The sequence below is a fragment of the Saccharopolyspora sp. NPDC000995 genome (genome assembly GCF_053599315.1).
This window is the reverse complement of the sequence record NZ_JBSFLZ010000109.1, coordinates 1-24,647: the sequence shown is the minus strand read 5'-3', so window position 1 is coordinate 24,647 and position 24,647 is coordinate 1. Positions and strand designations below refer to the sequence as shown.

28 protein-coding genes are annotated in these 24,647 nt (G+C 67.4%); 22 read left to right on the top strand and 6 right to left on the bottom strand.

Going from position 1 to position 24,647, the window contains the following annotated elements; all coding sequences use genetic code 11:
* The first annotated feature begins 122 nt into the window (after positions 1–122).
* On the top strand, positions 123–449 hold the full coding sequence (locus ACWDKQ_RS27660) for a hypothetical protein (protein ID WP_450141695.1): 327 nt from the start codon (positions 123–125) through the stop codon (positions 447–449).
* 209 nt (positions 450–658) lie between these two features.
* On the opposite strand, the gene ACWDKQ_RS27655 is transcribed toward ACWDKQ_RS27660, so the two are convergent.
* Positions 659–1,162 carry a hydrogenase maturation protease gene (locus ACWDKQ_RS27655; protein WP_450141694.1) on the bottom strand — a complete coding sequence of 168 codons (504 nt, stop codon included), beginning with the start codon at positions 1,160–1,162 and terminating at the stop codon, positions 659–661.
* Positions 1,163–1,295: 133 nt separating this feature from the next.
* Between ACWDKQ_RS27655 and ACWDKQ_RS27650 the strand changes: the two genes are divergently transcribed.
* Genes ACWDKQ_RS27650 through ACWDKQ_RS27630 form a run of 5 tightly spaced genes read left to right on the top strand, consistent with a single transcriptional unit; the run spans position 1,296 to position 5,919 of the window.
* Entirely contained in the window at positions 1,296–2,465 is a 1,170-nt protein-coding gene (locus ACWDKQ_RS27650; protein ID WP_450141693.1) for a 4Fe-4S dicluster domain-containing protein, read from the top strand.
* A 53-nt stretch (positions 2,466–2,518) separates the two neighbouring features.
* Positions 2,519–2,932 (top strand): cyclic nucleotide-binding domain-containing protein, encoded by a 414-nt coding sequence (locus ACWDKQ_RS27645; protein ID WP_450141692.1) that lies wholly within the window; start codon positions 2,519–2,521, stop codon positions 2,930–2,932.
* Positions 2,929–3,747, top strand: a complete 819-nt coding sequence (locus ACWDKQ_RS27640; protein WP_450141691.1) for an FAD/NAD(P)-binding protein — start codon at positions 2,929–2,931, stop codon at positions 3,745–3,747. The genes ACWDKQ_RS27645 and ACWDKQ_RS27640 overlap by 4 nt, the downstream gene beginning before the upstream one ends.
* A 1-nt stretch (position 3,748) precedes the next feature.
* The gene (locus ACWDKQ_RS27635; protein ID WP_450141690.1) at positions 3,749–4,546 is read left to right on the top strand and encodes an NADH-quinone oxidoreductase subunit B family protein; all 798 of its coding nucleotides are present in this window, start codon (positions 3,749–3,751) and stop codon (positions 4,544–4,546) included.
* Positions 4,543–5,919, top strand: a complete 1,377-nt coding sequence (locus ACWDKQ_RS27630) for a Ni/Fe hydrogenase subunit alpha (protein ID WP_450141689.1) — start codon at positions 4,543–4,545, stop codon at positions 5,917–5,919. Before ACWDKQ_RS27635 ends, ACWDKQ_RS27630 begins: the two co-directional genes overlap by 4 nt.
* On the opposite strand, the gene ACWDKQ_RS27625 is transcribed toward ACWDKQ_RS27630, so the two are convergent.
* Positions 5,891–6,145: a hypothetical protein gene (locus tag ACWDKQ_RS27625; protein WP_450141688.1), complete on the bottom strand. Its 255-nt coding sequence runs from the start codon at positions 6,143–6,145 to the stop codon at positions 5,891–5,893. The two genes, ACWDKQ_RS27630 and ACWDKQ_RS27625, sit on opposite strands and share 29 nt — an antisense overlap.
* A 56-nt stretch (positions 6,146–6,201) precedes the next feature.
* Entirely contained in the window at positions 6,202–6,369 is a 168-nt protein-coding gene (locus tag ACWDKQ_RS27620) for a hypothetical protein (RefSeq protein ID WP_450141687.1), read from the bottom strand.
* A gap of 91 nt (positions 6,370–6,460) precedes the next feature.
* Between ACWDKQ_RS27620 and ACWDKQ_RS27615 the strand changes: the two genes are divergently transcribed.
* Positions 6,461–7,951 (top strand): bifunctional aminoglycoside phosphotransferase/ATP-binding protein, encoded by a 1,491-nt coding sequence (locus ACWDKQ_RS27615; RefSeq protein WP_450141686.1) that lies wholly within the window; start codon positions 6,461–6,463, stop codon positions 7,949–7,951.
* Between the two features lie 96 nt (positions 7,952–8,047).
* On the opposite strand, the gene ACWDKQ_RS27610 is transcribed toward ACWDKQ_RS27615, so the two are convergent.
* Positions 8,048–10,807: a cation-translocating P-type ATPase gene (locus tag ACWDKQ_RS27610; RefSeq protein WP_450141685.1), complete on the bottom strand. Its 2,760-nt coding sequence runs from the start codon at positions 10,805–10,807 to the stop codon at positions 8,048–8,050.
* Between the two features lie 229 nt (positions 10,808–11,036).
* Between ACWDKQ_RS27610 and ACWDKQ_RS27605 the strand changes: the two genes are divergently transcribed.
* The 12 genes from ACWDKQ_RS27605 (at position 11,037) to ACWDKQ_RS27550 (ending at position 21,024) form a co-directional block, all read left to right on the top strand.
* Positions 11,037–11,411 (top strand): hypothetical protein, encoded by a 375-nt coding sequence (locus ACWDKQ_RS27605; RefSeq protein ID WP_450141684.1) that lies wholly within the window; start codon positions 11,037–11,039, stop codon positions 11,409–11,411.
* A complete protein-coding gene (locus ACWDKQ_RS27600; RefSeq protein WP_450141683.1) occupies positions 11,408–12,331 on the top strand; it encodes a hypothetical protein in 924 nt (307 codons plus the stop codon). The genes ACWDKQ_RS27605 and ACWDKQ_RS27600 overlap by 4 nt, the downstream gene beginning before the upstream one ends.
* Entirely contained in the window at positions 12,318–13,721 is a 1,404-nt protein-coding gene (locus ACWDKQ_RS27595) for a V-type ATPase 116kDa subunit family protein (protein WP_450141682.1), read from the top strand. Before ACWDKQ_RS27600 ends, ACWDKQ_RS27595 begins: the two co-directional genes overlap by 14 nt.
* Complete coding sequence (locus tag ACWDKQ_RS27590; RefSeq protein WP_450141681.1) at positions 13,718–14,140, top strand: ATP synthase subunit C; 423 nt, start codon at positions 13,718–13,720, stop codon at positions 14,138–14,140. The genes ACWDKQ_RS27595 and ACWDKQ_RS27590 overlap by 4 nt, the downstream gene beginning before the upstream one ends.
* A complete protein-coding gene (locus ACWDKQ_RS27585; RefSeq protein WP_450141680.1) occupies positions 14,137–14,367 on the top strand; it encodes a hypothetical protein in 231 nt (76 codons plus the stop codon). The genes ACWDKQ_RS27590 and ACWDKQ_RS27585 overlap by 4 nt, the downstream gene beginning before the upstream one ends.
* A complete protein-coding gene (locus tag ACWDKQ_RS27580) occupies positions 14,364–14,867 on the top strand; it encodes a hypothetical protein (RefSeq protein ID WP_450141679.1) in 504 nt (167 codons plus the stop codon). The genes ACWDKQ_RS27585 and ACWDKQ_RS27580 overlap by 4 nt, the downstream gene beginning before the upstream one ends.
* Positions 14,864–16,579 carry a V-type ATP synthase subunit A gene (locus tag ACWDKQ_RS27575; protein ID WP_450141678.1) on the top strand — a complete coding sequence of 572 codons (1,716 nt, stop codon included), beginning with the start codon at positions 14,864–14,866 and terminating at the stop codon, positions 16,577–16,579. Before ACWDKQ_RS27580 ends, ACWDKQ_RS27575 begins: the two co-directional genes overlap by 4 nt.
* Entirely contained in the window at positions 16,576–17,976 is a 1,401-nt protein-coding gene (locus ACWDKQ_RS27570) for a V-type ATP synthase subunit B (protein WP_450141677.1), read from the top strand. Before ACWDKQ_RS27575 ends, ACWDKQ_RS27570 begins: the two co-directional genes overlap by 4 nt.
* A complete protein-coding gene (locus tag ACWDKQ_RS27565; RefSeq protein ID WP_450141676.1) occupies positions 17,973–18,590 on the top strand; it encodes a V-type ATP synthase subunit D in 618 nt (205 codons plus the stop codon). Before ACWDKQ_RS27570 ends, ACWDKQ_RS27565 begins: the two co-directional genes overlap by 4 nt.
* Before the next feature lie 327 nt (positions 18,591–18,917).
* Positions 18,918–19,091 carry a hypothetical protein gene (locus ACWDKQ_RS27560; protein WP_450141675.1) on the top strand — a complete coding sequence of 58 codons (174 nt, stop codon included), beginning with the start codon at positions 18,918–18,920 and terminating at the stop codon, positions 19,089–19,091.
* A gap of 484 nt (positions 19,092–19,575) precedes the next feature.
* Positions 19,576–19,893, top strand: a complete 318-nt coding sequence (locus ACWDKQ_RS27555) for a response regulator transcription factor (protein ID WP_450141674.1) — start codon at positions 19,576–19,578, stop codon at positions 19,891–19,893.
* 288 nt (positions 19,894–20,181) lie between these two features.
* The gene (locus ACWDKQ_RS27550) at positions 20,182–21,024 is read left to right on the top strand and encodes a universal stress protein (RefSeq protein WP_450141673.1); all 843 of its coding nucleotides are present in this window, start codon (positions 20,182–20,184) and stop codon (positions 21,022–21,024) included.
* A gap of 394 nt (positions 21,025–21,418) precedes the next feature.
* On the opposite strand, the gene ACWDKQ_RS27545 is transcribed toward ACWDKQ_RS27550, so the two are convergent.
* Together ACWDKQ_RS27545 and ACWDKQ_RS27540 are read right to left on the bottom strand one after the other, a co-directional pair.
* Positions 21,419–21,790 carry a CBS domain-containing protein gene (locus tag ACWDKQ_RS27545; protein WP_450141672.1) on the bottom strand — a complete coding sequence of 124 codons (372 nt, stop codon included), beginning with the start codon at positions 21,788–21,790 and terminating at the stop codon, positions 21,419–21,421.
* Between the two features lie 83 nt (positions 21,791–21,873).
* Positions 21,874–22,167, bottom strand: a complete 294-nt coding sequence (locus ACWDKQ_RS27540) for a CBS domain-containing protein (RefSeq protein WP_450141671.1) — start codon at positions 22,165–22,167, stop codon at positions 21,874–21,876.
* A gap of 300 nt (positions 22,168–22,467) precedes the next feature.
* Between ACWDKQ_RS27540 and ACWDKQ_RS27535 the strand changes: the two genes are divergently transcribed.
* The 3 genes from ACWDKQ_RS27535 (at position 22,468) to ACWDKQ_RS27525 (ending at position 24,279) form a co-directional block, all read left to right on the top strand.
* Positions 22,468–22,740, top strand: coding sequence for a hypothetical protein (locus ACWDKQ_RS27535; RefSeq protein WP_450141670.1), 273 nt, complete (start codon positions 22,468–22,470; stop codon positions 22,738–22,740).
* 77 nt (positions 22,741–22,817) lie between these two features.
* Entirely contained in the window at positions 22,818–23,681 is an 864-nt protein-coding gene (locus ACWDKQ_RS27530; protein WP_450141669.1) for a universal stress protein, read from the top strand.
* Positions 23,641–24,279, top strand: a complete 639-nt coding sequence (locus ACWDKQ_RS27525; RefSeq protein WP_450141668.1) for a hypothetical protein — start codon at positions 23,641–23,643, stop codon at positions 24,277–24,279. The genes ACWDKQ_RS27530 and ACWDKQ_RS27525 overlap by 41 nt, the downstream gene beginning before the upstream one ends.
* Positions 24,280–24,647 lie beyond the last annotated feature (368 nt).

The window sequence follows — 24,647 nt, the reverse complement described above, 5'->3', positions numbered from 1 at the left end:
AACACATGATTAACAGGCGGCTGCCCTACATCGAATGCAGCCCCCAACCACACGTTCCCGCAGGTCAAAAACCAAATGGCTGCTGCCGTACTAGGAGGTCCGCGCGCCGGGCTCGTTCCGCGATGAAAACCACCGGGCTGCACGCAACCTGCATCTCGAAGAACTCCGTCGGCGACCTGCGCGGAATACGCAAGGGGTGCGACGCAGTGTTCGCGATCGCCAAACGCAGCGGCGAGACCGAACGACTCGCGGTGATCGCCGAAACCCGCCGGACCGAACCAGCTGGTCTGCAGGCCTGCACCAACGCATCACTGCCACCAGGATTGACCTCCTCGGCGCAGCACCCGACGACGTCGTCCGCGCGCCACCTGGCGCGGTGCTCAAGACCCTCAATTGACAAGATCCGCCGTGCCGCCAGCCGCGAATCGTACGACGACGTAATCGGATGACTGCTTCGGCATCGTCGCCGTCGGGTGCAGGCGCATCAGCAAGGCCTAGAAGTCCTCCATCGCATGCAACCGGCGCCCGGCGATGCTGCCATCGCTTCACTCACCACAACGCCGTTCACGCCGGGCGCGAACCGCTTTCCCACCGGTTCGCGTCGAACTGGAGCGAGCGGCACGTCGCACGAGCTTCGAACATCGTGGAGAACCGGCCTTCAGCTCCTGATCGCGCGAACTACGGCGTGCGCGATCTCTTCCTCGATTCGATTCGCTAGGGGTTCCACTACGTCCGAGACCTGTTGCGACAGACCGGAGCCAAGACTGGTCTCCGCACTTTCGACCGCGAAGACGACCAGTTGCCGCGGCAGCCGGTCCAGTACGCGGGCGAGTTCTACCGCGTCGCCGAGGCCGAGTCCGTGTGAACTGGTCTCGCTGCGCAGTCTCCATGGCTGGTCGCCTTCGAACTGCAGCCGGTGTACGCGGCCAGGGTGGGCGGGGCGGGCGTGTGCCGCGTCCACCACGATGGCGAGGTGGGCGTCCTCCCACATGGTGATGAGCCGGGCGGGGTCGCCGTAGCACGCCGTAAGGATGGTTTCGCCTGGCAGCGGTCGGCTCCGCGCACGTTCACTCATCCGGGATACTACGGCCCAGCCCACGCCGTCGTCGCGACGGTACTCATTGCCGACTCCGATGACAGCGATCCGGGCAGGGACATGCATGCGCTCTCCCTTCGCCCGTTCTTACCGGCCACCTCGGGTCATGGTGTGGGCCGCCGGTTGTGGCCGCCATGCGGTGTTGCCGGTGGGTCGCCATAATCCCGCCAGCGGCACTCTCGGCGCCGGAAGGTGGACGATGACGAACAGCGGCGGCTCCACCGCAGTGATCGACTCGACTGGCCTGGACGCGTTGATCTCGGTTCTGGCCGGTCGGGGCCGAACTGTCATCGGACCTACCGTTCGCGACGGGGCCATCGTGCTGGCCGAGATATCCAGCGGCAACGAGCTCCCCTACGGCTGGGGCGTCGAGCTGGAGGCCGGCTACTACCGGCTGCGTGCCCGCGAGGACGGGGCCGCGTTCGCGAACAGCGCGGGGCCACAGTCGTGGAAGACGTTCCTGCACCCGCAACGGGTACGGCAGTGGACCGCCGAACGCGGCGCCGAAGGCGATTTCACAGTGACTGAGGACACCACGCCGCCGCCATCTTATGCGTTCCTCGGCGTGCGCCCGTGCGATCTGCGGGCCATCGCGGTGCAGGACCGCGTGCTCACCGGCGGACCGTTCACAGACCCTGCGTATCGCGGGCGGCGCGAGCGGGCCTTCCTGGTGGCGGTGGAATGCACCGAGCCGGGCGCCACGTGCTTCTGCGCATCCATGGACGCCGGGCCGGCCGCTGGTCCTGGCTACGACCTGGTGCTGACCGAGGTGCTCGACGACGAAGGGCATCGCTTCCTCGCCCGCGCCGGCAGCGAAGAGGGCGAGTCGGTGCTGGCTGAGCTGCCGCACCGCCCGGCCGACGACACCACCCGTGCCGCGGCGCACGAACGGGTCACCGACGCCGCTGGGCGCATGGGCCGCACCATGCCAGCGGTCGACCTGCATGTGCTGATGCGCGACACGTTGGCGGCCGAGCGCTGGAACGAGGTCGCGTCACGCTGCCTGACCTGTGGTAACTGCACCATGGTCTGCCCCACTTGCTTCTGCACCACGGTCGAGGACGTCACCGATCTCAGCGGTGACCATGCCGAGCGGTGGCGACGCTGGGAGTCCTGTTTCGACTTTGAGTTCACTCACCTTCAAAGCGGCCCGGTCCGAGCCTCGCAGCGCAGCCGCTACCGGCAGTGGGCCACCCACAAACTCGGCACCTGGTACGACCAGTTCGGCAGCTCGGGGTGCGTCGGCTGCGGACGGTGCATCGTCTGGTGCCCGGTCGGCATCGACATCACAGAGGAAGCCCACGCGCTGAACAACGAGAGGGCGGCCTCCGCATCGGAGCCTGCCGCATTCGACGAGGAGCCATCGTGACGGTCGTTCGGCACGGCTTTGTCGGCGCGCTGCCACCCGAGCATCGAGAGCGGTTGCTCGGACTTGCCCACGAGAGTTCTTTCTCTTCTGGCGTCCGCATTTTCGACGAGGATGGCGAGGCCGACCGGTTCTGGATCATCCGTTCGGGACGGGTCGCGCTCGATATCCACATCCCGGGCCGCGGCCCTGTTGTCGTGGAGACCATCGGCGATGACGAATTGCTCGGCTGGTCCTGGATGTTCGAGCCGTATCGCTGGCACTTGGGGGCGCAAACGCGCAGCCCGGTGCGGGCGTACCAGTTCGACGCGAAGCAGGTCCGCGACGCGCGTGACGCAGATCCTGCGTTCGGATTGGCGCTGACCCACTGCGTTGCCCAAGTTGTTGCACGGCGGTTGAAGGCCGCGCGCCTGCGTCTCCTGGACCTCTATGCGGTCGGAGGCACCGAGGACGGCGGTAGCAGGGCATGACCGCCATGGCCGCTCTTCCATCGCCGTACCGCGTCGTGGGGCGCACCGACGACACGCTGAACACCGCGACAATCGTGCTGGAGCCGGCGAGTTCGGCGCTGCCCCAGTTTTCTCCCGGGCAGTTCGCCATGGTGTACGCATTCGGTATCGGCGACATCCCGGTGTCGGTCAGCGGTATCCACGGGCATCGCTTGACGCACACCATCCGGGCCGTGGGCGCGATCTCCAGTGCGCTGCACAGGGTGCGGCCTGGCCAGATGGTTGGTGTGCGCGGTCCGTTCGGCACCGGTTGGGACCTGCCCCGAAGCCGCGGACACGATCTGCTGTTCGTGGCAGGTGGTATCGGGCTGGCGCCGCTACGGACGGTGGTGCTTGAGGCGCTCGCCGAGCCCGAGACTTACGGGCGGCTCAACGTCCTGATCGGAGCGCGTGCCCCTGCCGAGTTGCTCTACACCGCTCAGACGCGCAGCTGGCAGGCGGACGGGGCCCGAGTCCTGGCCACTGTGGACCGGCCCGACGAGGAGTGGACCGGTGATGTCGGGGTCGTCACCACTTTGCTCGACCGGGCGACCTTCGACCCGAAGGAGGCGGCGGCGTTCCTCTGCGGACCGGAGGTGATGATCAGGGCCACCGCCCGCGACCTGGTCCATCGAGGCGTTCCACCTGATCGGATCCGCGTCGCGCTCGAACGCACCATGCACTGCGGCACCGGCCACTGCGGCCACTGCCAACTCGGACCGCTGCTGCTGTGCCGCGACGGTCCTGTCGTGAGCTGGACATATGCCGGACCCCTGCTCGCGGTACGGGAGCTGTGACATGTCTGCTGAACCCGACCACCGCGCGAGGCGACCGAAACTGGCCGTGTGGAAGTTCGCGTCCTGTGACGGCTGTCAGCTGACCCTGCTGGACTGCGAGGACGAGCTGCTTGGCATCGCAGAGAACATGGAGATCTCCTACTTCCTCGAGGCATCCAGCGCGCCCGGGCCAGGACCATATGACCTGTCGCTTGTCGAGGGCTCGGTGACCACGCAGCATGATGCCGAGCGGATCCAGCACATCCGCAACGTCTCCAGTCGACTGGTGACCATCGGTGCCTGCGCCACTGCGGGCGGTGTGCAGGCGTTGCGCAATTACGCCGACGTGGCCGAGTTCCTCGCAGTCGTCTACGCCAGTCCGGACTACATCGAGACCCTGGCCACCTCCACTCCGATCAGCGCGCACGTCCCCGTCGACTTCGAGTTGCGCGGCTGCCCGATCGACCGCGGGCAGCTGATCGAGGTCATAATGGCGTTTCTCGCTGGACGCACGCCAAATGTGCCCGCCCACAGCGTGTGCTTCGAATGCAAGCGGCGCGGCAACGTGTGCGTCACCGTCGCTCATGGAACGCCATGCCTTGGCCCGGTCACGCATTCCGGTTGCGGCGCGCTCTGCCCTACCTACGGGCGCGGGTGCTACGGCTGCTTCGGCCCGTCCAACTCGACCAACTTCGGCGCTTTCATCCCGCTGTTGCGACGAGACGGGATGGACACCCTCGATGTGGTGCGGGTGCTGCGCACTTTCAATACCGCCGCCCCGGAGTTCGATGCGGTATCGCGAAAGGAACTGCGGCAGTGACCGACCGTACGTCGAAGGTGCTGCGCATCGGTGCCCTCGCCCGTGTCGAAGGCGAGGGCGCGCTACATCTGAGCCTGCAGGATGGCGAGGTCGCGGAGGCCCGGCTGGCGATCTACGAGCCCCCGCGTTTTTTCGAGGCGTTCCTGCGCGGGCGCTCCTACCGCGAGCCACCCGACATCACCGCTCGCGTATGCGGAATCTGTCCGGTCGCGTACCAAATGAGCGCGTGCCGAGCGATCGAGGACGCTTGCGGTGTCGTCGTGGGCGGCCAGCTGGCGGCACTGCGTCGGCTGCTGTACTGCGGCGAGTGGATCGAAAGCCAAACCCTGCACATCTACCTGCTTCACGCGCCCGATTTCCTCGGCGCAGACAGCGCGACCGATCTGGCCCGTACCCACCGCGCCGATGTCGAACGCGGCCTTAGCCTCAAACAGGCGGGCAACGCGATCGTCGAACTGCTGGGTGGGCGCGCGATCCACCCGATCAACGCGCGCCTCGGCGGCTTCCACCGTCTCCCCACCCCATCCGAGCTGCGCCCGTTGGCCGAGCGGTTGCGCCGCGCTCGGGACGACGCCGCGGCAACTGTGCGCTGGGTGGCGGATTTCGACTTCCCCGACGCCGGATGCGACCACGACTTGCTGGCTCTGGCCGAACCCGGCACCTACGCCATCGAATCGGGCATCCCGACTGTGATGATCAGCCCGAGCGGAGCCGGACTGCCCGCCGACACCAACCGCGCACTTCCCACCCACACCTTCGGCGTCCGCGAGTTCGACGAACACGTCGTCGAGACCCAGGTGCCATATTCCACCGCGCTGCACTCCCGTCTCGACGGGCGCCGTCACCTGACAGGCACGCTCGCACGCTACGCGATCAGTGGCCGCTGGCTGTCCCCGATCGCACTCGAGGCAGCCCAGGACGCCGGGCTCGGCAACCCACGCGAGGGCGCGGTGTGCCGCAATCCATTCCGCAGCATCGTCGTCCGGGCGATCGAGGTGCTTTACGCGGTCGATGAGGCACTGCGCATCATCGACGCCTACGAGCCGAGGCCGCAGCCCTGCGTTGACGTGCCCCCGCGCGCCGGCACCGGCTACGGAGCGACGGAGGCACCGCGAGGCCTGCTGTACCACCGCTACACCATGCGAGACGACGGAACGCTCACCGACGTAAGCATCGTCCCACCGACCGCGCAGAACCAGGGCGCGATCGAGCACGACCTGCTTCGACTCGTGCAAGAACGCCTAGACAGTGGTCAACCAACGGATGCCGAGTTGGCCTTTCTATGTGAGAAGGCCATTCGCAACCACGACCCGTGCATTTCGTGCTCAGCCCACTTCCTCAACCTCACCGTCGACCGCGGAAACCGTCAATGAGGTTCCAAGGCTGCATGGCCGCCGCGCGGCGCATGATCTCGGTGAGGGGAAGCTGCTCGGCGTCGACGATTGGGGGCTGAGCAGGCCGCCGCCGCGCAGCGCCACTGCGACACCCAGCGTCGTAAGTGTCGTAATCGGCGCCTCGCTGGGTGTGCTCGATAACCAGATAGCCCGCCGCGTTCTCCTTGCCTCGGTGGAGCGGTGTGGGCGCGGTGGGCGTGGTCATGTCGGCTTCCGTGGCGGCATAGTCGAGCCCCGCTGCTGCAGCCGGTACAGGGAGGCTTAGCCGCCGTCGCGGTGCATCAGCTCGGCGTGCGTGCCGGATTTCGCGATCCGGCCGCGGTCGAACAGCAGGATCTGGTTTGCGTCGCGGACCATGATCAGGTTGTGCGACACGACGATGGAGGTGCGATCGGCCATCAGCCGACGCAGCGTGTCCGAACAACACACCTAGGGTCCTTCGACTCTGCATCGACGCCAGGGATGCGCGACAGTCGGAAAGCGGTTCGCAGTGCAAATCCGCCGGCGGAAGATCCTTAACATGAACATTTCTCATATCGAAGCCGGTGTGTCACCGGCTTGCTTCGCCCACCCGGACAACGTGGAGATCGCGCAGAGCCACTGCGCGGTGGTGGTATTCATCGGTGATCACGCCTACAAGGTCAAGAAACCTGTAGATTTCGGCTTCCTCGACTTCCGTACCGTGGCCGCTCGGGAGCGGGCGTGCCGACGCGAGCTGGAGCTCAACCGTCGGCTCGCCCCTGACGTCTACCTCGACGTGGCCCAGGTGCTCGATGGCAACGGCCAGGCCTGCGACTGGCTCGTAGTGATGCGCCGCATGCCCGCGTCGCGGCGGCTGTCGAAGCTGGTGGCGCAGGGGGTGGACGTTCGAGCCGATCTCAAGCAGTTGGCGCGGATGTTGGCTTCCTTCCACAGCACCGCGCGCCGCGGGCCCGACATCGATGCCGCGGGCGGACCGGCGGCGTTGCGCAAGCGCTGGACCGATAACTTCGCCGGCGCTGAGCCGTTCGTCGGCGACGTCCTCGATCGCGCCCAGTTCGACGAGGTCGTCGAGCTGACCCTGCGCTATCTCGCCGGTCGTACCCCGCTGTTGGAGGATCGGGTGCGGCGTGGGTGCATTGTGGACGGTCATGGTGATCTGCTGGCCGAGGACATCTTCTGCCTGTCGGACTGCCCGCGGGTGCTGGATTGCCTGGAGTTCGACGACGCGCTGCGCTACCTCGACGTCCTCGACGACGTGGCGTTCCTGGCGATGGACCTCGAACGGCTGGGCGACGTCGGCCTCGCGCGGGCTTTCCTGGACTGGTACCGGGAGTTCTCCGCCGTCCGCGGTGTGCCGTCCCTGGTGCACCACTACCTTGCCTACCGGTCGTTCGTCCGCGCCAAGGTCGCGTGCCTGCGACACGCCCAGGGTGTCGCCGATGCCGCATCGGAGGCTCGGCAGCTGACCAGTATGGCATTGCAGCACCTGCGCGACGGCCAAGTCCGGCTGGTGCTCGTTGGCGGACTGCCCGGCACCGGCAAGTCGACCATCGCCGGGGCACTGGCCGACCGGATGGGGGCGGTCCTGCTGCGAACTGACCAGATCCGCCGGGAACATCCAGGTGCGGCCGGCCTTGCCGCGCACGCCGGCTACGGTCGCGGGCTCTACGACAGCAGCCACGTGCACGACACCTATCAGGACATGTTGGACCGGGCACGAAGCCTCATGGAGTTCGGTGAAAGCGTCGTACTGGACGCCAGCTGGAGCAGCGCGGACGAACGCGAGTCGGCCAGAATTGCGGCGCGGGAGGCGTCCGCGGTGGTCACAGAACTCCAGTGCGTGGCGCCGGCTGAGATCTCAGAACCGCGCATCACGGCCAGGGTCGGCGACGCCTCCGATGCGACCGCGGAGATCTCTGCTGTGATGCGCCAGCACTTCGCCGAGTGGCCGGAATCTACCCGCATCGACACTTCAGGCCGCGATGACACCGCGATCGCGACAGCCTGGACCGCCTTCGAAACCGGATGAAACACCGAGGCAGCCACACCCAGCAATCTCAGGCACCGCAGGGGGTTTCGGGAATGGTTCGGCTGCTCGTGCTCGAACACATCGGTTGCAGGTGGCTCATGACTTACCCGGTACCTGGTCGGCCGCCGCGACATGGCGGTTTCTGCGGCGGAGCAGCCAGCGTCGCAATTCGTCGGCGCCCCAGATGATGATGGGATAGGGCAAGGCGAAAGCGAGCATGTCCGGGGTGAGCCCCGCGGTGCCGAGGAGGTTCTGCAGCGGCGGGAGGTAGATGATCGCGGCGGTGAGGGCGAGCTCGAATGCGATGCCCCACAGCAGCAGTGGGTTGGACAGCACGCCAATCGATGGCAGGGAGGCGTGTTCGGTGCGCGCGGCGAAGGCGGTGCCGATCTGGCCGGCGACCATGCCGAAGAACGTCATCGTCGTCGCTTGCAGGTAGGCGTGGTGCAAAGGGGTGCCCGGCGTGGTGGGGGAGCCGGGGTGCCATCCGGCGGTGAGCAGGACGTAGAAGAACCCGGCCATCGCCAGTGCTGCGGCGATCACCCCGAGGAACAGCCAGGCGCGCAGCAGCATCGGGACGCGGACGATCGATTCGCTGCGTTTCCGTGGTGATCGCTGCATCAGACCGGGTTCGGCGGGTTCGCGGCCGAGTGCTAGTGCCGGCAGGGTTTCGGTTCCGACGTCGAAGGCGAGCAGTTGCAGCACGGTCAGTGGTAGCGGGATGGCGCCGCCGGAGAGCGCGAACACCACGAAGGGCGTCACTTCCGGGGTGGCGTGAGCGAAGATGTAGAGGATGAATTTCCGGATGTTGTCGTAGACCTGTCGTCCGGCTTGGATCGCCGCGGTGATGGTGGCGAAGTTGTCGTCGGTGAGCACCATGGTGGAGGCTTCTCGGGCCACGTCGGTACCGGATCGACCCATGGCCACCCCGATGTCGGCGCGCCGCAAGGCCGGAGCGTCGTTCACCCCGTCGCCGGTCATCGCGACCACGTGTCCGGCCTCGCGCAGCGCATCGGCGATGCGTAGCTTCGCCTCCGGCGACGACCGGGCGAAGATCAGCTCGGACGACGTTCGCAGCAGTTCGTCGAGGCCATTCTCGCTCATCCGGTCGAGTTCCGTGCCTGTGATCACCGTGGGTTCGCCGCGGGTGATGCCGACCTGGCCGGCGATGGCTGCCGCGGTAAGGCCGTGATCGCCGGTGATGACGATGATGCGGATGCCTGCGGCGTGGCAGTCGGCCACGGCGTCGGCGACCTCGGGGCGAGGCGGGTCGATCATGGCCACGAGGCCGATCAGGACCAAGTCCCGTTCGACCTGTTCGCGATCTTGCTGTGTGGCGTCGCATGCGTGGAGGCTTCGTTCGGCGACTGCGAGTACCCGCAGTCCCTTGCGGGCCTGGGCATCGACGAGCTCCGTGAGTGCACTGCGCCGACCTACCGTGAGAGGCTGCGGGTGGCCGGCGGCGTCGAGTTCGCGGGTGCACAGCGGCAGCACGGTTTCCGGGGCTCCTTTGGCGTGCACCCAGGGACGTCCGTCGCTGTTCTCGTCGATGGTGGACATGCGTTTGCGGGCCGGGTCGAAGTGGAATTGACGGAGTCGCCTGCGTTGCCGCTCGTCGGGATCGAGGGGTGTGTCCAGCGCGGCGCTGGCGTTCAACAGCGCGATTTCGGTGGGATCACCGACCGCACCGCCTGGGGAGTCGATGCGGGCGTTGTTGCACGCCGCCATCGCGATCGCCAGATGTGCGAGCGTCACGTCGTCTAGCGGTGGCGGCGGGTCGAGGCCGTAGCTGCCGGTCAAGGTGTGGATCGCGGTGACCCGCATCTGGTTTTCGGTGAGGGTTCCCGTCTTGTCGGTGCAGATCACGTCCGTTGATCCGAGGGTTTCGACCGCGCTGAGACGTTTGACGACCGCGCCGCGTCGGGCCAGTCCGCGCACCCCGATCGCCAGCGCCAGGGTGATCACCGGCAGCAGCCCTTCCGGGACGTTGCCGACCAGCAAGCCGACGGCGAAGATCACCGCATTGATGAACGACAGTCCTGCCCCCAGGGCCGCCACCGGGATGAACGCCGCACCCAGCAGCACCGAGATCAGCGCGATCAGCCAGGCGACCCGCCGCACCTGGTTCTCCAGCGGGCTCTCGTCCCTCTCCACCCGTTCGGACAATGCGGCGATCCGCCCCAGCTCTGTGCGCATGCCGGTGGTGAACACCACCGCGCGCGCTTCGCCCTCGGTGCACGTCGTGCCGCTGAACACGAGGTCCCGCGCATGCAGCAGCGGCACGCGGCTGTCGACCAGGTCGGCTGACCGGAAGGCCGGCATCGACTCCCCGGTCAGCGCGGACAGATCGACCTCGATGCCGCCATCCAGCAGCCGGGCATCCGCCGAAACCCGATCACCTTCCTCGATGATGAGCACGTCCCCGGGAACCAACTCGGTGGCCTCGACCTCGGACACCCGCCCGTCACGCAGGACCTTGGACCTCATCGGCAGGTAGGCAGCGAGCGCCTCCACAGCCCTCTCCGCGTGCCGTTCCTGGGCGAACGCGAACGCTGCGTTGATCACGATCACCACGATGATCGCGATAGCGACCGGCTCGATACCTACCGCCCACGCCAGGCCGGCCGCCGCCCACAGCAGCAGCGCCAGCGGATGCGTGAATTGCCGCGCCAGCTCGCCCGGCCACCTCCGGGCGCCCCGACGCCGCAGCTCGTTGGGCCCGACGTGGACCAGCCGCCGCTGCGCCTCGCGGGTTGTCAGCCCGGAACGGGAACTTCGCAAGTCGCGCAGCAGCAGATCAATCCGCTCGGTCGGGTCAAGCCGGACACCAGGCTCCACATCAACGGCCTCCGCCATCGGGCACCCCCCCCGTCGACCCCCGATTCCGCCACTGCCCGGGACTACCCACCACAGGCGGGTGGCCCCGCCGAAAACCGCGGATTGCCCAAGCCTGCGTGCACGAAGGGTCTGCGCGACCATCGGTGTGTCGGGGCCGCGTGCGGAGGGAACGCGGATGCGAGGACTTCGGGGCTTCTTCGAACGCTTTCGTCCGGCGGGAACGCCAGGAGCGGCAGTTCGTTCCGGCGTGCCCGCTGACCGCGTGGCGGAATTGTCCGCCGAGCTGGCACCGGTGTTCGCGCTGCTAGAGGACGCCGAGGCCGAGGCGGCGCGGACCTGCGCAAGGGGCCGCGATGAGGCCACTCAGATTCGGCAGGAGGCCCGTGAACAGGCGGAGGGAATCGTTGCCGATGCCAACCTGCGTGCCGAGGCTGTGCGTGCGGACGTCGTGGCTGAGGCTCGGCGTGTGGTCGAGCGAGGTTCGGAGCGCGTCGCCACGTTGCCCAACGAAACTGCGGCGCGGCTGCGGGACCGCGCGCGTGGGCGCATGCCCGTGTTGATCGACCGCGCCGTGTCCGCGGCGCTGGTCACTCTCGGTGAACCCCCGGAACGCGGGTCATGAGTCCCGGATGGAGCGCCGGAGGTGTGCGGGCGAGGTCGCTGCTCAACCGGCGCCTGGGCGTTGGCGGCGCACGAGATTTGGCCGCGTGCTCGTCGTTGTCGGAGGCCCTGCACGTGCTTGCGGGCAGCTCGTACCGCCAGGAGGTCCGGCCCGGGCAGTCGCTTGAGGACGCAGAGAGAGCTGTCGCCGCGACGGTGTTGTGGCATCTGCGGGTGCTGGCGGGGTGGCAGCCGCGCGAAGGGGCGGAGCTGGTGCGGACTCTGGCCGGTTGGTTCGAGGTGACCAACGTCGTGGAGCAGACCCAGGCGAGGGGGAGGGGTCCGGTTCCTCGTCCGTATCGCCTTGGTGCGCTGGCGATTTCCTGGCCGCGACTGGCCACGGCGGAAACGCAGGACGAGTTGCGGCGCTCGCTGGCCGCATCTCCGTGGGGCGACCCTGGAGGGAGGACTGCTCTGGCAGTCGCTGTCGGGATGCAGCTCGCGTGGGCCGTACGAGTCGCTGGGCGAGTGCCCCAGGCGCAGACGTGGGCCGCTGGAGGTGCGGCTTTGCTGGTAGCGCGCGAGCAGTTCCTCGGGGAGCGCCGACTGGCGGAACCGGCCGCACGCCGAGCTGCAGCTCTGCTGGGTGCCGATACGCTGGAAGCCACGTCATTGAACGACTTCAGGGCCCAGCTGCCCGGCGAGGCTCGGTGGGTCTTGTCAGGCGTTGAGGAACCGGGCGAATTATGGCGGGCGGAGACCACCTGGTGGGCCCGTGTGGACAGTCACGCGCGCAGGTTGTTGCGGTCTTGGAGATTCGGTCCTGACGCGGTCCTCGGGTGTGTCGCGTTGCTGGGGGTCGATGCCCGGCGGGTGCGGACCGCGCTGGAGCTCTCAGCACGTGGTGGCAGGCCGCTGGAGGCGTTCGATGTCCTGGCGTGAGGCTGTGCAACCGGTGCGAATGCAGCGCGTGGCGGTACTCGCCCCGACAGATCTCCTGCGTGAGGTGCTCGTGTGCGTGGCCGATGCGGGAGTGGTCCACCTCGAGTCGGGCGGGGAGGGCGACGGCGAGGCATCTCGGAGGCTGCAACGGGTGCGATCGGGCGACGTCGTCCCGAAGCTGGCCGCGCACCGTCCCGATCTGGAAGTCCTGGAGGACAGCCGGCGCGTGGACCTGCTGGCGGGGGAAGCGGAACTCGAAGGCCACCTGAGCACAGCGGTGCGGCACGGTGCGGTTGCCGGGTTGGTCGGCTGGTGTCCGAGCCCGGAGCTGCCGGCATTGACGGCGGATCTGACTGCGGTCGGTGGCGCAGTGGTACCGCTTCCTACGCCGGTCGGCGTCGATCCTCCGACGTTGCTGCGTTCGGGAGGTCCGGTACGCCGGTCGTTCGCTGGGTTGGTGCGGACCTACGGCACGGTCGCTTACCCCGATGTGGATCCGACCCTGCCGGCGGGCATCGCCTACGTGTTGATGTTCGGCATGATGTTCGGCGATGCCGGGCACGGCCTGCTGCTCATGGTGGCCGGGATCGTGCTGGCGACCGGGCGGCCGAGTCGGCTGGCGCGATGGCGGGCGGCGTGGCCGTTCGTGGCCGGTGCTGGGTTGGCCGGCATCGTGTTCGGCCTGCTCTACGGGGAGTTCTTCGGGCCGACCGGGGTGCTGCCGGTGCTGTGGCTGGCTCCGCTGACCGAGCCGGTCCGACTGCTGACCGCAGCGGTCGGAGCAGGTGCGGTGCTCCTCTCGGTCGCGTACGCTGTCGCGATCATCAACCGGTGGCGCGAAGGCGGTCCTCGGTTCGCGGTCTACGCGTCCTCGGGGATCGCCGGGGCGGTGCTGTTCCTCGGCATCGGCTCCGTCGCCGGTGGCCTGTACCTGTCCACCGACGTCCTCGCCGTGGTCGGCGCAGGAGTGGCGGTGGTGGGACTCGTGCTGGCCGGTATCGGGTTCTTCGCTGTCGCTGGCGGCGGAGCAGCGGGGGTGCTGCAGGCAGGTGTCCAGGTGTTCGACGCGGTAATCCGGGTCGGCTCGAACCTGCTTTCCTTCTCGCGGCTGGCCGCCTTCGGCCTCACCCATGCTGCGCTGGGCTGGCTCGTGTGGCGCGGCACTGCGGCGTTGTTCGGTACCGGCCTGCTTGGCGCATTCGCCGCCGTCGGGCTGTTCGTGGTGGGCAACGCACTGACGTTCGCGTTGGAGGCGTTGGTGGCCGGGATACAGGCATTGCGGTTGGAGTTCTACGAACTGTTCTCGCGCGTGTTCGCGGTCGAAGGCCGACCGTTCCAGCCCTGGCACGTGCCCACCGAACACACCGCTTCGTCCGGGGAGGAGCCATGATCGCCTGGTTGTTGGGTTTGCCCGCGTTGCTGGCGGCGGTGTTCGCAGTGGTCTTCGTCCTGCGGCGCAGCGGACGTGCCGCATTGAAGGTGTTCCTCGCGTTGGATGCGGTGCTGCTGGTCGCCGCGCTTGTGGTGCTGGTGGAGGCGATGACCGGCGGCTCCGCCGAGGCGATGCCGCCGGAGGTTTCGCCCGAGACCGCGCCCGGCAACTGGGCAGCGCTGCTCGGCGCGGCGATCTCGGTCGCCGGTTCGTCGATCGGCGCGGCGATCGCCGTCGCCTACACCGGTGCCGCGGCACTGGCCGCGCTAAGCGAGCGGCCCGAGCTGTTCGGTCGAGCGATGGTGATCGTCGGGCTGGCCGAAGGCATCGCCATCTACGGTCTTATCGTCGCGATCGTTCTCATTGGGAGGGCTTGACGGAGATGGGCACCGTGGTGGCGATCGGCGAGCGGGCGCGGATGCAGGGCTGGGGCCTCGCCGGTGTCGAGGTCCTCGGGGGAGAAGACCCCGCGGCAGTGCAGCAGTCGTGGGACTCGTTGGGGGAGGTCGTATCGGTGGTGATCCTGACTCCTGCCGCAGCGGAGGCCCTCGCCGACCGGCTCGATGGCAGCGCATTGCCGCTGGTGGTGGTGATGCCGCCATGAGCGCCTCGGTACAAGCGGCGCTGGTCCCGCTGCGCGAGTCGTTGGTGGCGAGGGCTCGGCACGAGGCGGAACGAAACCTCCACGAGGCTCGGCAGGAAGCCAGAGTGATGATCGCCAACGCCCGGGAGACTGCGCAGGCCATCCTCGACGATGCCGCCGCACAGGGACGGGCCGATGCCAACGCCATGCTTGCTGCCGAGAAGGCCCGCAGCAGACAGGCCGCACGAGCGGTCGAACTGGTGGCTCAACGAGAGGTCTTCGAGGAGCTGACGAACGCGGTCACCACCTCCTTGGCTCGACGCGGCGATCCAGCGCTACGAGATCGACTGGCGACCCGGGCGCGCACGGTCCTCGGCCACGGTGCGCAAGTGCGCGATGCGCCCGGAGGCGGAGTGATCGGGGAGGCACCGGGGCGGCTGCTGGATCTCAGCTTCCATATGGCGGCGGCGCGGGCGGTCGAGGAACTGGGTGCCGACGTGGAGCGGATGTGGGCTCCATGAGTCCCGGACGGATCCGGCGGATCGCCGGGCCCCTCGTGGAGGCCGAGGAGCTGGGGCCCGTGGCGATGTCGGACGTCGTCTCGCTGGGGGCCGCCGGGTTGCCCGGCGAGGTCGTGGCCATCGGCGACGGCGTCGTCACGGTGCAGGCCTACGAGTACATCGGCGGGCTCGCGCCCGGAGATTCGGTGTTGTCGCGGGGAAAGCCGCTGGCAGCACGCCTGGGCCCGGGACTGCTCGGGAACGTCTTCGACGGCCTGCTGCGACCGTTGTCGACGGCACCGCCTTTCCTGACTCCAGGCACCATCGAAGCCGACGCGGCACGCACGTGGCGGATCGAGCCACGGGTGGCAGTGGGTGACCTGGTTTCGGAGGGAGAAGTCCTCGCAGTGGTGCGCGGAGTCGGACCGCCGGAATACCGAGTGCTGGTGCCGCCAGGCTTGGCAGGTGCGGTGGACGATTTGGCCGCAGGTGAGCAACCTCAGAACGCTGTGGTCGCGAGCGTCGACGGAACACCTGTGGGCTTGTCGAGCGACTGGCCGGTGCGTCGGCCGCACCCCTACCGCGCTCGCCGGGCGGAGGTTGGGCCTCTGCACACGGGGCAGCGCGTGCTGGACATGCTGTTCCCCGTCGCGCTGGGCAGCACGGCCGCGGTGCCGGGAGGTTTCGGCACGGGCAAGACCGTGCTGCTGCAACAGGTGGCCAAGTGGTGCGACTCCGATGTGATCGTTTACGTCGGCTGCGGTGAACGCGGCAACGAGATGGCCGAGATCGTCGCCGAGCTGTTCGCGCTCGCCGATCCACGCACCGGCGGTCGGCTTGCCGACCGCTCGGTTGTCATCGCCAACACCTCCAACATGCCGATGATGGCCCGGGAGGCCAGCATCTACACGGGCGTCACGGTCGCCGAGCACTTCCGCGACATGGGCCACGACGCGGTCGTCATCGCGGATTCCACCTCCCGCTGGGCCGAGGCGTTGCGGGAGTTCGCCTCCCGCACCGGGATGCTGCCCGCCGAAGAGGGCTACCCCGCCAATCTCGCTTCGGCTTTGGCGGCGTTCTACGAACGGGCCGGAGCTGTCGAGACGCTCGGCGGGGCGACTGGCTCGGTGACCATCATCGGCGCCGTGTCCCCACCGGGCGGGGACATGACAGAACCGGTCACGGTTCACACGGAACGGTTCGTGCGATGCCGGTGGGCACTGGACCGGGACCTCGCCTACGCCCGGCACTACCCGGCGGTGTCGTGGTCGGACTCGTTCTCCCGCGACGCCGACCTGCTGGCACGACACCACGTCCGTGCGGGCGACCGGGAGTGGTCTCCGCGGCGGGCGCGGGTGCTGGGCCTGCTCGCCGAGTCGGACAGGTTGTCGGAGTTCGCCGAGCTGGTCGGTGTGGGTGCGCTGCCGGAGCGAGAACGAGTCGTGCTGCTGGGCGGCCGGTTGATTCGGGAAGCGGTTCTGCAACAGAACGCGTTGTCCACTATGGATTCCTTCTGCGGGGATGAGAAAGCGATCGCCTTGGCTGAGGCGGTACTCGAGATCACAACCGAATGCCAGGAACTGGTAGGCACAGGCGTCTCCGTCGAGGTAATCGAGGAATTCGATTTCGCACCCCTGGTGCGCGTTCGGGAGGAGACCGCGCCGCACGATGCCGACGGCGTGCACCGGCTCTGCGGGGCTGTGCTCTCCGCGCTCCGGGAGTTGCAGCCGTGATCGCCCGTCAGCGCATCGAGTACACCGGGGTTCGCGAGCTTCGCGGCCCGCTGGCGGTCGTAGCCGGGGTTCGGGATGTCGGTTGGGATGAGTTCGTGCGGATCCGGTTGTCCACCAAAGAGATCCGACACGGTCTGGTGCTGGAGGTCGACCGGGACCTGGCCGTCGTGGAAGTGCTGGAGGGCACGACCGGAATGGACACCGCGGGAACCCGACTGGAGTTCACCGGAGAACCGCTGCGCGTCCCGGTCGGACCAGGTTGGCTGGGACGGGTTTGCAATGGCCGAGGTGATCCCGCCGACGGCGGCCCCCCGGTGTTCGGGGCGCGGCAGGCCGCGGTGGCCGGTGCCCCGATCAACCCCGTGCGCCGCGAACCCCCGGCCGAGCCGGTGCTCACCGGGCTGTCCGCGGTCGACGCGCTGACCACTTTGGTGCGCGGGCAGAAGCTGCCGGTGTTCTCCCTTCCAGGACTGCCACACCTGGAGTTGGCCACCCAGATCGCGGCGCAAGCCAACGTCGGGGGCGAGCCCTTCTCAGTGGTGTTCGCAGGAATCGGCCTGACGCACACCGATGCCGCTTTCGCCCAGGATGCTCTGGCCCAACGCTCGACCGCTGGAGAGCTCGTGTTGTTGCTCAACACCGCCGACGACCCGGTGATCGAGCGGATCCTCACGCCGCGGCTGGCGTTGACCATCGCAGAGGCGCTGGCCTTCGACGGCGGGCGGCACGTGCTCGTGGTGATGACCGACATGACCAGCTACGCCGAGGCCCTGCGCGAGGTCTCCGCCGCCCGCGGCGAGATCCCGGGACGCCGCGCCTATCCCGGGTACCTCTACAGCGACCTAGCGGCGGTGTACGAGCGGTGCGGCCGGATCCGCGGTCTACCCGGTTCGGTGACGGTGCTGCCCGTGCTCACCATGCCGGGCGGCGACATCACCCACCCCGTTCCCGACCTCACCGGCTACATCACCGAAGGCCAGATCGTGTTCTCCCGGGAGGTGAACGCACGAGGCATCTATCCGCCGATCGATCCCCTGTCCTCGCTGTCCCGCCTTATGCGAGTCGGAGCCGGCCCGAACCGCACGAGGGCGGACCACCTGCCGGTTGCCGCTCAACTGGTGGCCGCGCTCGCCCGCGCCCGACAGCTGCGGGAGCTGTCTGAACTGATCGGAGCTTCGGCGCTGGGCCGAACCGATCGGGCATATCTCGATTTCGAGGAGGCGTTCCGGCACGACTTGGTCGCCCAACGCCCGGACGAGTCCCGAACCCTGGACGACACCCTCGAACGCGCCTGGCAGGTGCTCCTGCACCTCCCGGTCCGCGAACTGACCATGCTACCGAGCGACCTCGTCGACCGCCATCGCACCGATTGGGCACAACAGCAGGAAGTGGGGTGACCGCGGTGGCCGAGATCCGGGTCCCACCGGGGCGAGCAGGACGGCTTCGGTTGCGCCGCAGACTGGAGGTCGCAGAGCGAGGTGCCGCGCTGCTGGAACAGAAACTGCGTGCTCTGCGACAAGAAGAACACCGACTGGTGCAGCGGGCCCACACCAGCGAACAAGAATGGACCTGCACGGCAAAGGAAGCCGAAACCTGGCTGATCCGAGCAGCCCTGCTCTCCGGGCAACACGGACTGCGACTCGCTCACCCGGAGCAAGCCGCCGAAGTCAGCATCCACTGGACCACCGCGATGGGGGTGCGGTACCCGGACAACGCCACCTGCACCCTGCCGCAGCGCGGCCCCGACTCGCCTGCAATACCGTGCAGCGCAGCCGTGATCAACGCAGAAGCAGCACACCGAGCAGCGCTCGGGGCGGCCGTGCGTCACGCCGCCGACCTCGCGGCGTTGCGGTTGATCAGTGCGGAAGTAGCCACGACCCGGCAGCGCGTGCGCATGCTGCGGCATTACTGGGCACCTCGGCTGCGGAACGCACTGATCGCAACGGACCTCGCGCTGGAGGAACAAGAGCGAGCCGAAGCAGTGTTACGCCGCTGGGCAAAGCACAGCTGACCTCTAATCCCATGCGGCCTTTCGGCGCCGGCGCAGGCCGGTCAACTCGCCAGCATGCACGCCAGAGGCATCCAACGACAGGTGTCTTGTGACTCCTGCGGCATGACCTGGGGCGGGATAGCGTGGACGTGTCGCACGTTGGCCGGTTTGTCCTGCGATATCAACAAAATTTGGGGTAGCCATGCCCTGGTACTGCCGTTTCCGATGGCACCAGAACACTCGTGCGGACGACGCCCGGCGCCGGGTGCTCGAACAGCACGTAGCCGGAACCAACAAGCCGGACAAGATTCGCGGCTGGTACAACCTGGCGGCGGTGGCTCTGGCTTCATGCTCGTCGACACCTGTGACCCGCACGAGCTCACCGATCTGCTCCAGCCATACATGGACCTGGTGAGTTGGAACGTGCATGCCGTCTACGAGGTGCCGTACGGCGAGATGATCGACCAACTCCGCCAGAGTTTCAGACAACCACGTGACGGACGGCCCATCGCCACCGCATAGGCGAACTGCCACCTGGCGAGCTGGCGAAGCTTCTAGCGGTCCGCCCCTATATGGCCACTGCTGGGAGCCCATTCACCCGAACGGTAGATCGTTCGAGGATTCCGCCGTGGAAACAGAAAGGCGGCGCAAGTAGCGTGTGCGACCGCGGGCGCGCCGGATCGTGCTTATTGCCGCCGGCTTGTGCGGCGATAAGCAAGCAAGCCGACCAACGTCAACCCAGCGAGGCCCACAGAAATGATCAAAAGACGGAGCATAGCAGCAACTTCTTCCGGGTAGCAGTCAGAATCGAAAGGTTGGAGAAGGACCCGCCTAGTACATCAGCAGTGACCTCGACAGGCGCGTTCAGTAACCGCAGCGAGTGACCCCAGCCAAGCGGTGGCCTCCGGACGACGCCTGTCCGGTCGGATATCGGGTTTCAACCTGTGTCGGGCCGAAGTTTGAACGCAGCTACCGCACGACTCATCTCGCGTGGTGCGTGGGCGACATGGGCGGCATCGGGCCGGATCATGGTGTGATCACGGTGGTCCTGGTGGACGATCATGGGGTCGTGCGTATCGGGCTGGTCGAGCTGTTGAATGCCGAGTACGACCTGAAGGTGATCGGTCAGGCGTCCACGGTGCGTGAGGCGTTGACGTGGGAGGAGTACAAGCCCTCCCTGCGGAGGATCGCGCCTTTCTCGCCGTTCGGGGCGTTCTCATACTCGGCGACGATCGCCAGCTTGGACTCCGGGCTGAACACCCGCCGCGATGGCCGTGCGGCAGGATCAGGCTGCGCAGCCGGCTTGGCCGGGCCTGTCGGATGAAGGGGGCACGTCTACCAGGATCTCCGATCCCGCCCTCGCTCTGGCACCCGGCACGCACACCAGGTGTCTCATCTCATCCTGACAAAGAGGGCTCGTGTGCTGTGGACCGCCCCGGTCCGATGAGTGAAGCACCGGTGTGGCGAGCCACTGGTGAAGGGTGCGGAGGCAGAGTCGTCGGGCAGAGAGCAGGGCAGTCATCATCCCGGCGAGCCAGGATCTGGATGGACACAATGGGAAGAATCCGACGACCCGATGCCACGTGCGTGCTCGATAGTGAGGTGTCGCGCCATGACGACGAAAAACAGCATGCCGGTGCTGGTGGGAGTGGACGGCTCCGAGCAGTCGTCATTGGCCGCGTTGTGGGCAGCGCAGGAGGCAGATCTTCACAACGCACCGCTACGCCTGATGATCGTCGGTGAGGATCCGAGCCGGGATGAACAGGCGTGGGAAACGCTCACTAACGCCGCGGAGCTGTGCCGCAACGACCGCCCTCTGGTCGAGGTCTTCGAGGAGATCAGACACGGGCGTCCCATCGAAGAACTGATCTGGGCCTCAGCGGAGGCACGCCTCGTGGCGGTCGGATCGCGCGGGCTCGGCCGTGTTGCTGAATCGGTGCTGGGTTCGGTGAGTACGGCCGTGGCGATGCACGCTCGTTGCCCTGTCGCAGTCATCCGGGACCGACGAACGAGCTTCACCGTCGGTCCCGTCGTGGTCGGCGTGGATGACTCTGCACCGAGCCAGGCGGCACTGCGGTTCGCATTCGACGCAGCGGCTGCGCGGCGGACAGACCTAGTGGCGATGCACGTGTGGCGACCGATCGCAATCGAGTATTCGTGGGTCGAGACGCCGTCGGGCGCAACCTGGTTCAGCCTGGACGATGCGCAGCGGGCGCTGGCTGGGCAGCTGGGGCGGTGGCGCGAGGACTACCCGGGTGTCACGGTCCACGAGGAGGTGCGTTTCGGACACCCTGTCGAAGAACTGACGAAGGCGGCCTCACATGCTCAACTGCTGGTCCTTGGACATCGCGGGCGGGGTGGATTCGAGCGACTGCTGCTGGGTTCGGTAGCCCACGGCGTGCTGCACCACGCCGAGTGCCCAATGGTCATCGTCCGCGCCAGCCACACGCCGTGACGCGGACGAATCCGCCGGTCCCAATGACAAAACCGTGCAGGCTCGAGGAATATGGATCTCCTCGAACGAGGTGCAGCCGAGTGGCCTCGCGAAGCAGGTTTGGTGGGGCGGAAGGGGCATCGCTCGATTGGCTTTGGAATGCTGGAAACCGGGTTCTCACGTCGGCCGACCACGAGGAGATCGGCTGTTTCGGCGGCGTCCAGCAGAGCTTTGGCGGGATGCCCGCGGCCGACGTGCGTGCTGATCTCGGCGAGGCCGGCTTAGCCGACGGCTTCGTGAACGATTTTGCCCAGCGCCGCGTCGGTTGCGGTCGAGCTGTTCCACACTGCTCAAGAGCACCCCTCTGGGGCTTAGAGCGGTGCGGAAACCGCTTGATGAGCTGCGCCGGTCGTGTTCACAGCCAGGTTTCGACCGCCAGCAGGTCGCGCATGGAGATCACACCAACGACCATTCGGCCCTGCTTCACCGGAAGGTGACGGATTCCGGCGTCGAGCATCCGTCGCGCGGCATCCCGGGTGTCCTCCCCGAAGACAGCGGTTTCCAGTTGGTGCGATGCGAACAGGGTTGCTGTCGCCGTTCGCGGATCGACCTTTTCCGCGATGGCTCGGACGATGTCCCGTTCCGAGATGATGCCGATGATCCGGGCGTTGTCAAGTATGGCGAGAGCACCGACGTGGTCCGCGGTCATCTTCCTGGCGACCTCCTCGAGCGAGTCGGACGCGTCACACGTCAGCGTCCCCGGGTGGAAAACTTCTTCGACTTGCATGACTGCCTCCATGTGCTACACGCGTCGCCGGTTCGGCTCGGCTTCGACCACGGTCACCTGCCGCGTACCCGGGGTTGCCAGTGCTAACGCGCGCGATGTCGTGGCTGGCCGGGTCGCCGACCGGGTCGGTGATCTTGACCGCCGCCGTCGCGCACGGACACCGGCCACTGCTCGAGCCCGCTGCAGCGGTCGAGGCTGCGGCGAACGTCGTCGCGGATCAGGTCGGCCTCGGCGAGGATGCCGATGAGGACGCCGTCTTCGTCGACGACCGGTGCGGCGGTGAAACCGTGTTCGGCCAGCACTCCGGCTGCGGTCTTGATCGTGTCGAAACCGCGGATGGTGACGACCGGCCGTGACATGTCGTATCCGGCTTGCATCGCTCCTCCCCGAATTCTCCGGCTTGCCGCTGCGGATCGCATTGGATTGTGGTGGTCCGCGTTTCATCCAGCGAGGTCACCGTGGCGAGAACTGCGGCTGCGCGGGAGGGACGATCGGCCTCGAATAGGGACGCTCGATGAAAACGCGCGGCGGGCTGGTGATTTTCCAACAGTTCAGTCCGTGAGCCGGTTATCCGGCAATCCGGTTCGTGCTCACCGTGCCCGCGTGATGCGTACCGCGGTGACCTTGTACTCGGGCAGGCCGGTGGTGGTGTCGGTGTGGGGCGAGGTGGGTCGTTGATGGCCGCGTTCGGGAAGTGGAAGGAGGTGAAGGCCTGGCCTGGCGCGATGTCGCGGCTGGGGTGGGCGGTCAGGGTGGCTCGGCCCCAGCGGCTGGTCACGGTCACCTCGGTGCCAGCGCTCGTTCGATACCTCCAGCGCACCGGCCGGGCCGATCGTGACACCAACACCGCCGAAGAGCTGCTGGCAGAGCGCTTCGCCCACGGGGAAATCGACGAAGAAGAATACCGGCGCAGGATGACGGCATTGGCCGAACGCAGACGCCGGACGTGACAGCTGGGTTGGGCGTTGCACGCAGGTGGTACCCGAGAACGAGCTGGGAGGATCCGAGTCGACGTTGGAGAACGCGGATGCGGTGCGTGCTGGCGGGCGTTGACGGCTCCGCGGAGTCGGCGACCGCAGCCCTGTGGGCAGCTGACGAGGCCGTCCTGCGTGGTGTGTCGTTGCGGCTGGTGACGGTCGTCGCAAGCGGGGACAGCTCGCAGGCGTGGGGCTTCGTGCGCAGCACCGGCGAGTTGTGTCGTCGTGAGCACCGCAAGATCGATCTTGCCGAAGACGTGGTGCACGGTTTCCCGCCGGATGCATTGGTCCGGGAGTCCATCGACGTACAGCTGCTCGTCGTCGGCTCACGCGGCCGGGGTGCCGTTGCCGAAACGCTGCTGGGATCGGTAAGCAGGGCGGTTGCGGAACGAGCGAGCTGTCCAGTCGTGGTCGTTCCGCAGCGTCGGACCAGTTTCGCCCTGGGGCCGGTGGTGCTCGGTGTGGCAGACCCGCCGTTCGGTTCGGCGGCAGTCTCGTTCGCCTTCGCAGAAGCCGCCCTTCGGGACACCTCGCTGCTGGCGGTGCACGTGTGGCGGCCGATTACCGGCCGAAAATTCTGGACCGGGACCTCGATGGCGATGTGGTCGACAGTGGACGAAGCCCGAAGCGATCTGGCAGTGAACCTGGCTGAATGGGCGACGAAATACCCTGATGTTCAGGTCGGCACGGAAGTGCGCTACGGCAATCCCACCGAAGGGTTGAGCCTCGCCGCTTCCTCGGCCCAGCTGCTGGTCCTCGGCCACCGCAGCACGGTACTCGGTTTCGGTTCTGTCGCCGGCGGTGTCCTACACCATGCGGATTGCCCGGTCGGCATCGTCGGCGAAACCCAACACGATGAGGGGAGAAGGGCTGATGAACGACAAGATCGACAAGACGCGGACCCAGCCTACTGACGTCGCTTCGGCGGCGTGGGAGGTCACCGAGCGTTCGGTGAGCGTCGACGACTTCGCGGCGCGCTACGACGTGGGCGCGGTCGAACATTTGGTCGTCGACACGCCACCGGAGGCAATGTATCAGGCGCTGCGTCATCTCGATCTGCTCACCATCGGGTCGCGAACGGCGGATCTGGCCATGTGGGTGCGGGGACTGCCGGAACGGCTCAAACGCCGCGTTCCTCCTCGGGTTCCGACCCGTCTGACCTACGACGACCTGTGCGTCAGCGGAGATTGGGTGCTGCTCGGCGAACAGCCAGGCAGGGAAGTGGTTTTCGGTGCGGTGGGCAGGTTCTGGACGCCGATCGTGCGCATGGAGGAGGTCTCGGCCGAGGAGTTCGCCGAGTACGGCAAGCCCGGCAGGGGAAAGATCGTGACCTCGTTCTCGGTGCGCCCCTACGGCCGCCGCGGGAGCCTGGCCACCTACGACATCCGCACCACGCTCGACGATCCGATCACGCGCCGGATCTTCATGCTGTACTGGCGGACGGTGTCGCCGTTCGTCAAAGCCATCATGCGTGCCACCCTGCGCACCGCAGCCAAGCAGGCGCGCGCGTGAGTGATTTTCCCGTTAAGAACCGGGTTTCTTCCGTGGGCAGGCAGCGGGATGCGGTTCACCAGCCATGAATCGTGGGCCCTGATCCGCTACCCAGGCAGGCCGGAGGCGACAGGAGCTTCCTGCATGGCAATGAACTGCCCGTGCCAGGTGTGATACCAGACGGCTGCGGTCTGCGCGTTCACCGACATCATCCCGACGATCTGGTCATCGCGAAGGGCGTGCAGGGTGTAGTAGCCGGGGAATGCGGTGACGTCAGCGGCGTGGAGTCCAGGGCGATTCCCAACTCGTCGCGACGCCGGGTGGCTCGCTTGCGTTGAGCCAGGAGTGCGGGGTGGGAACTGTGGGTGCCTATGAGGTTTTCGTGGTGG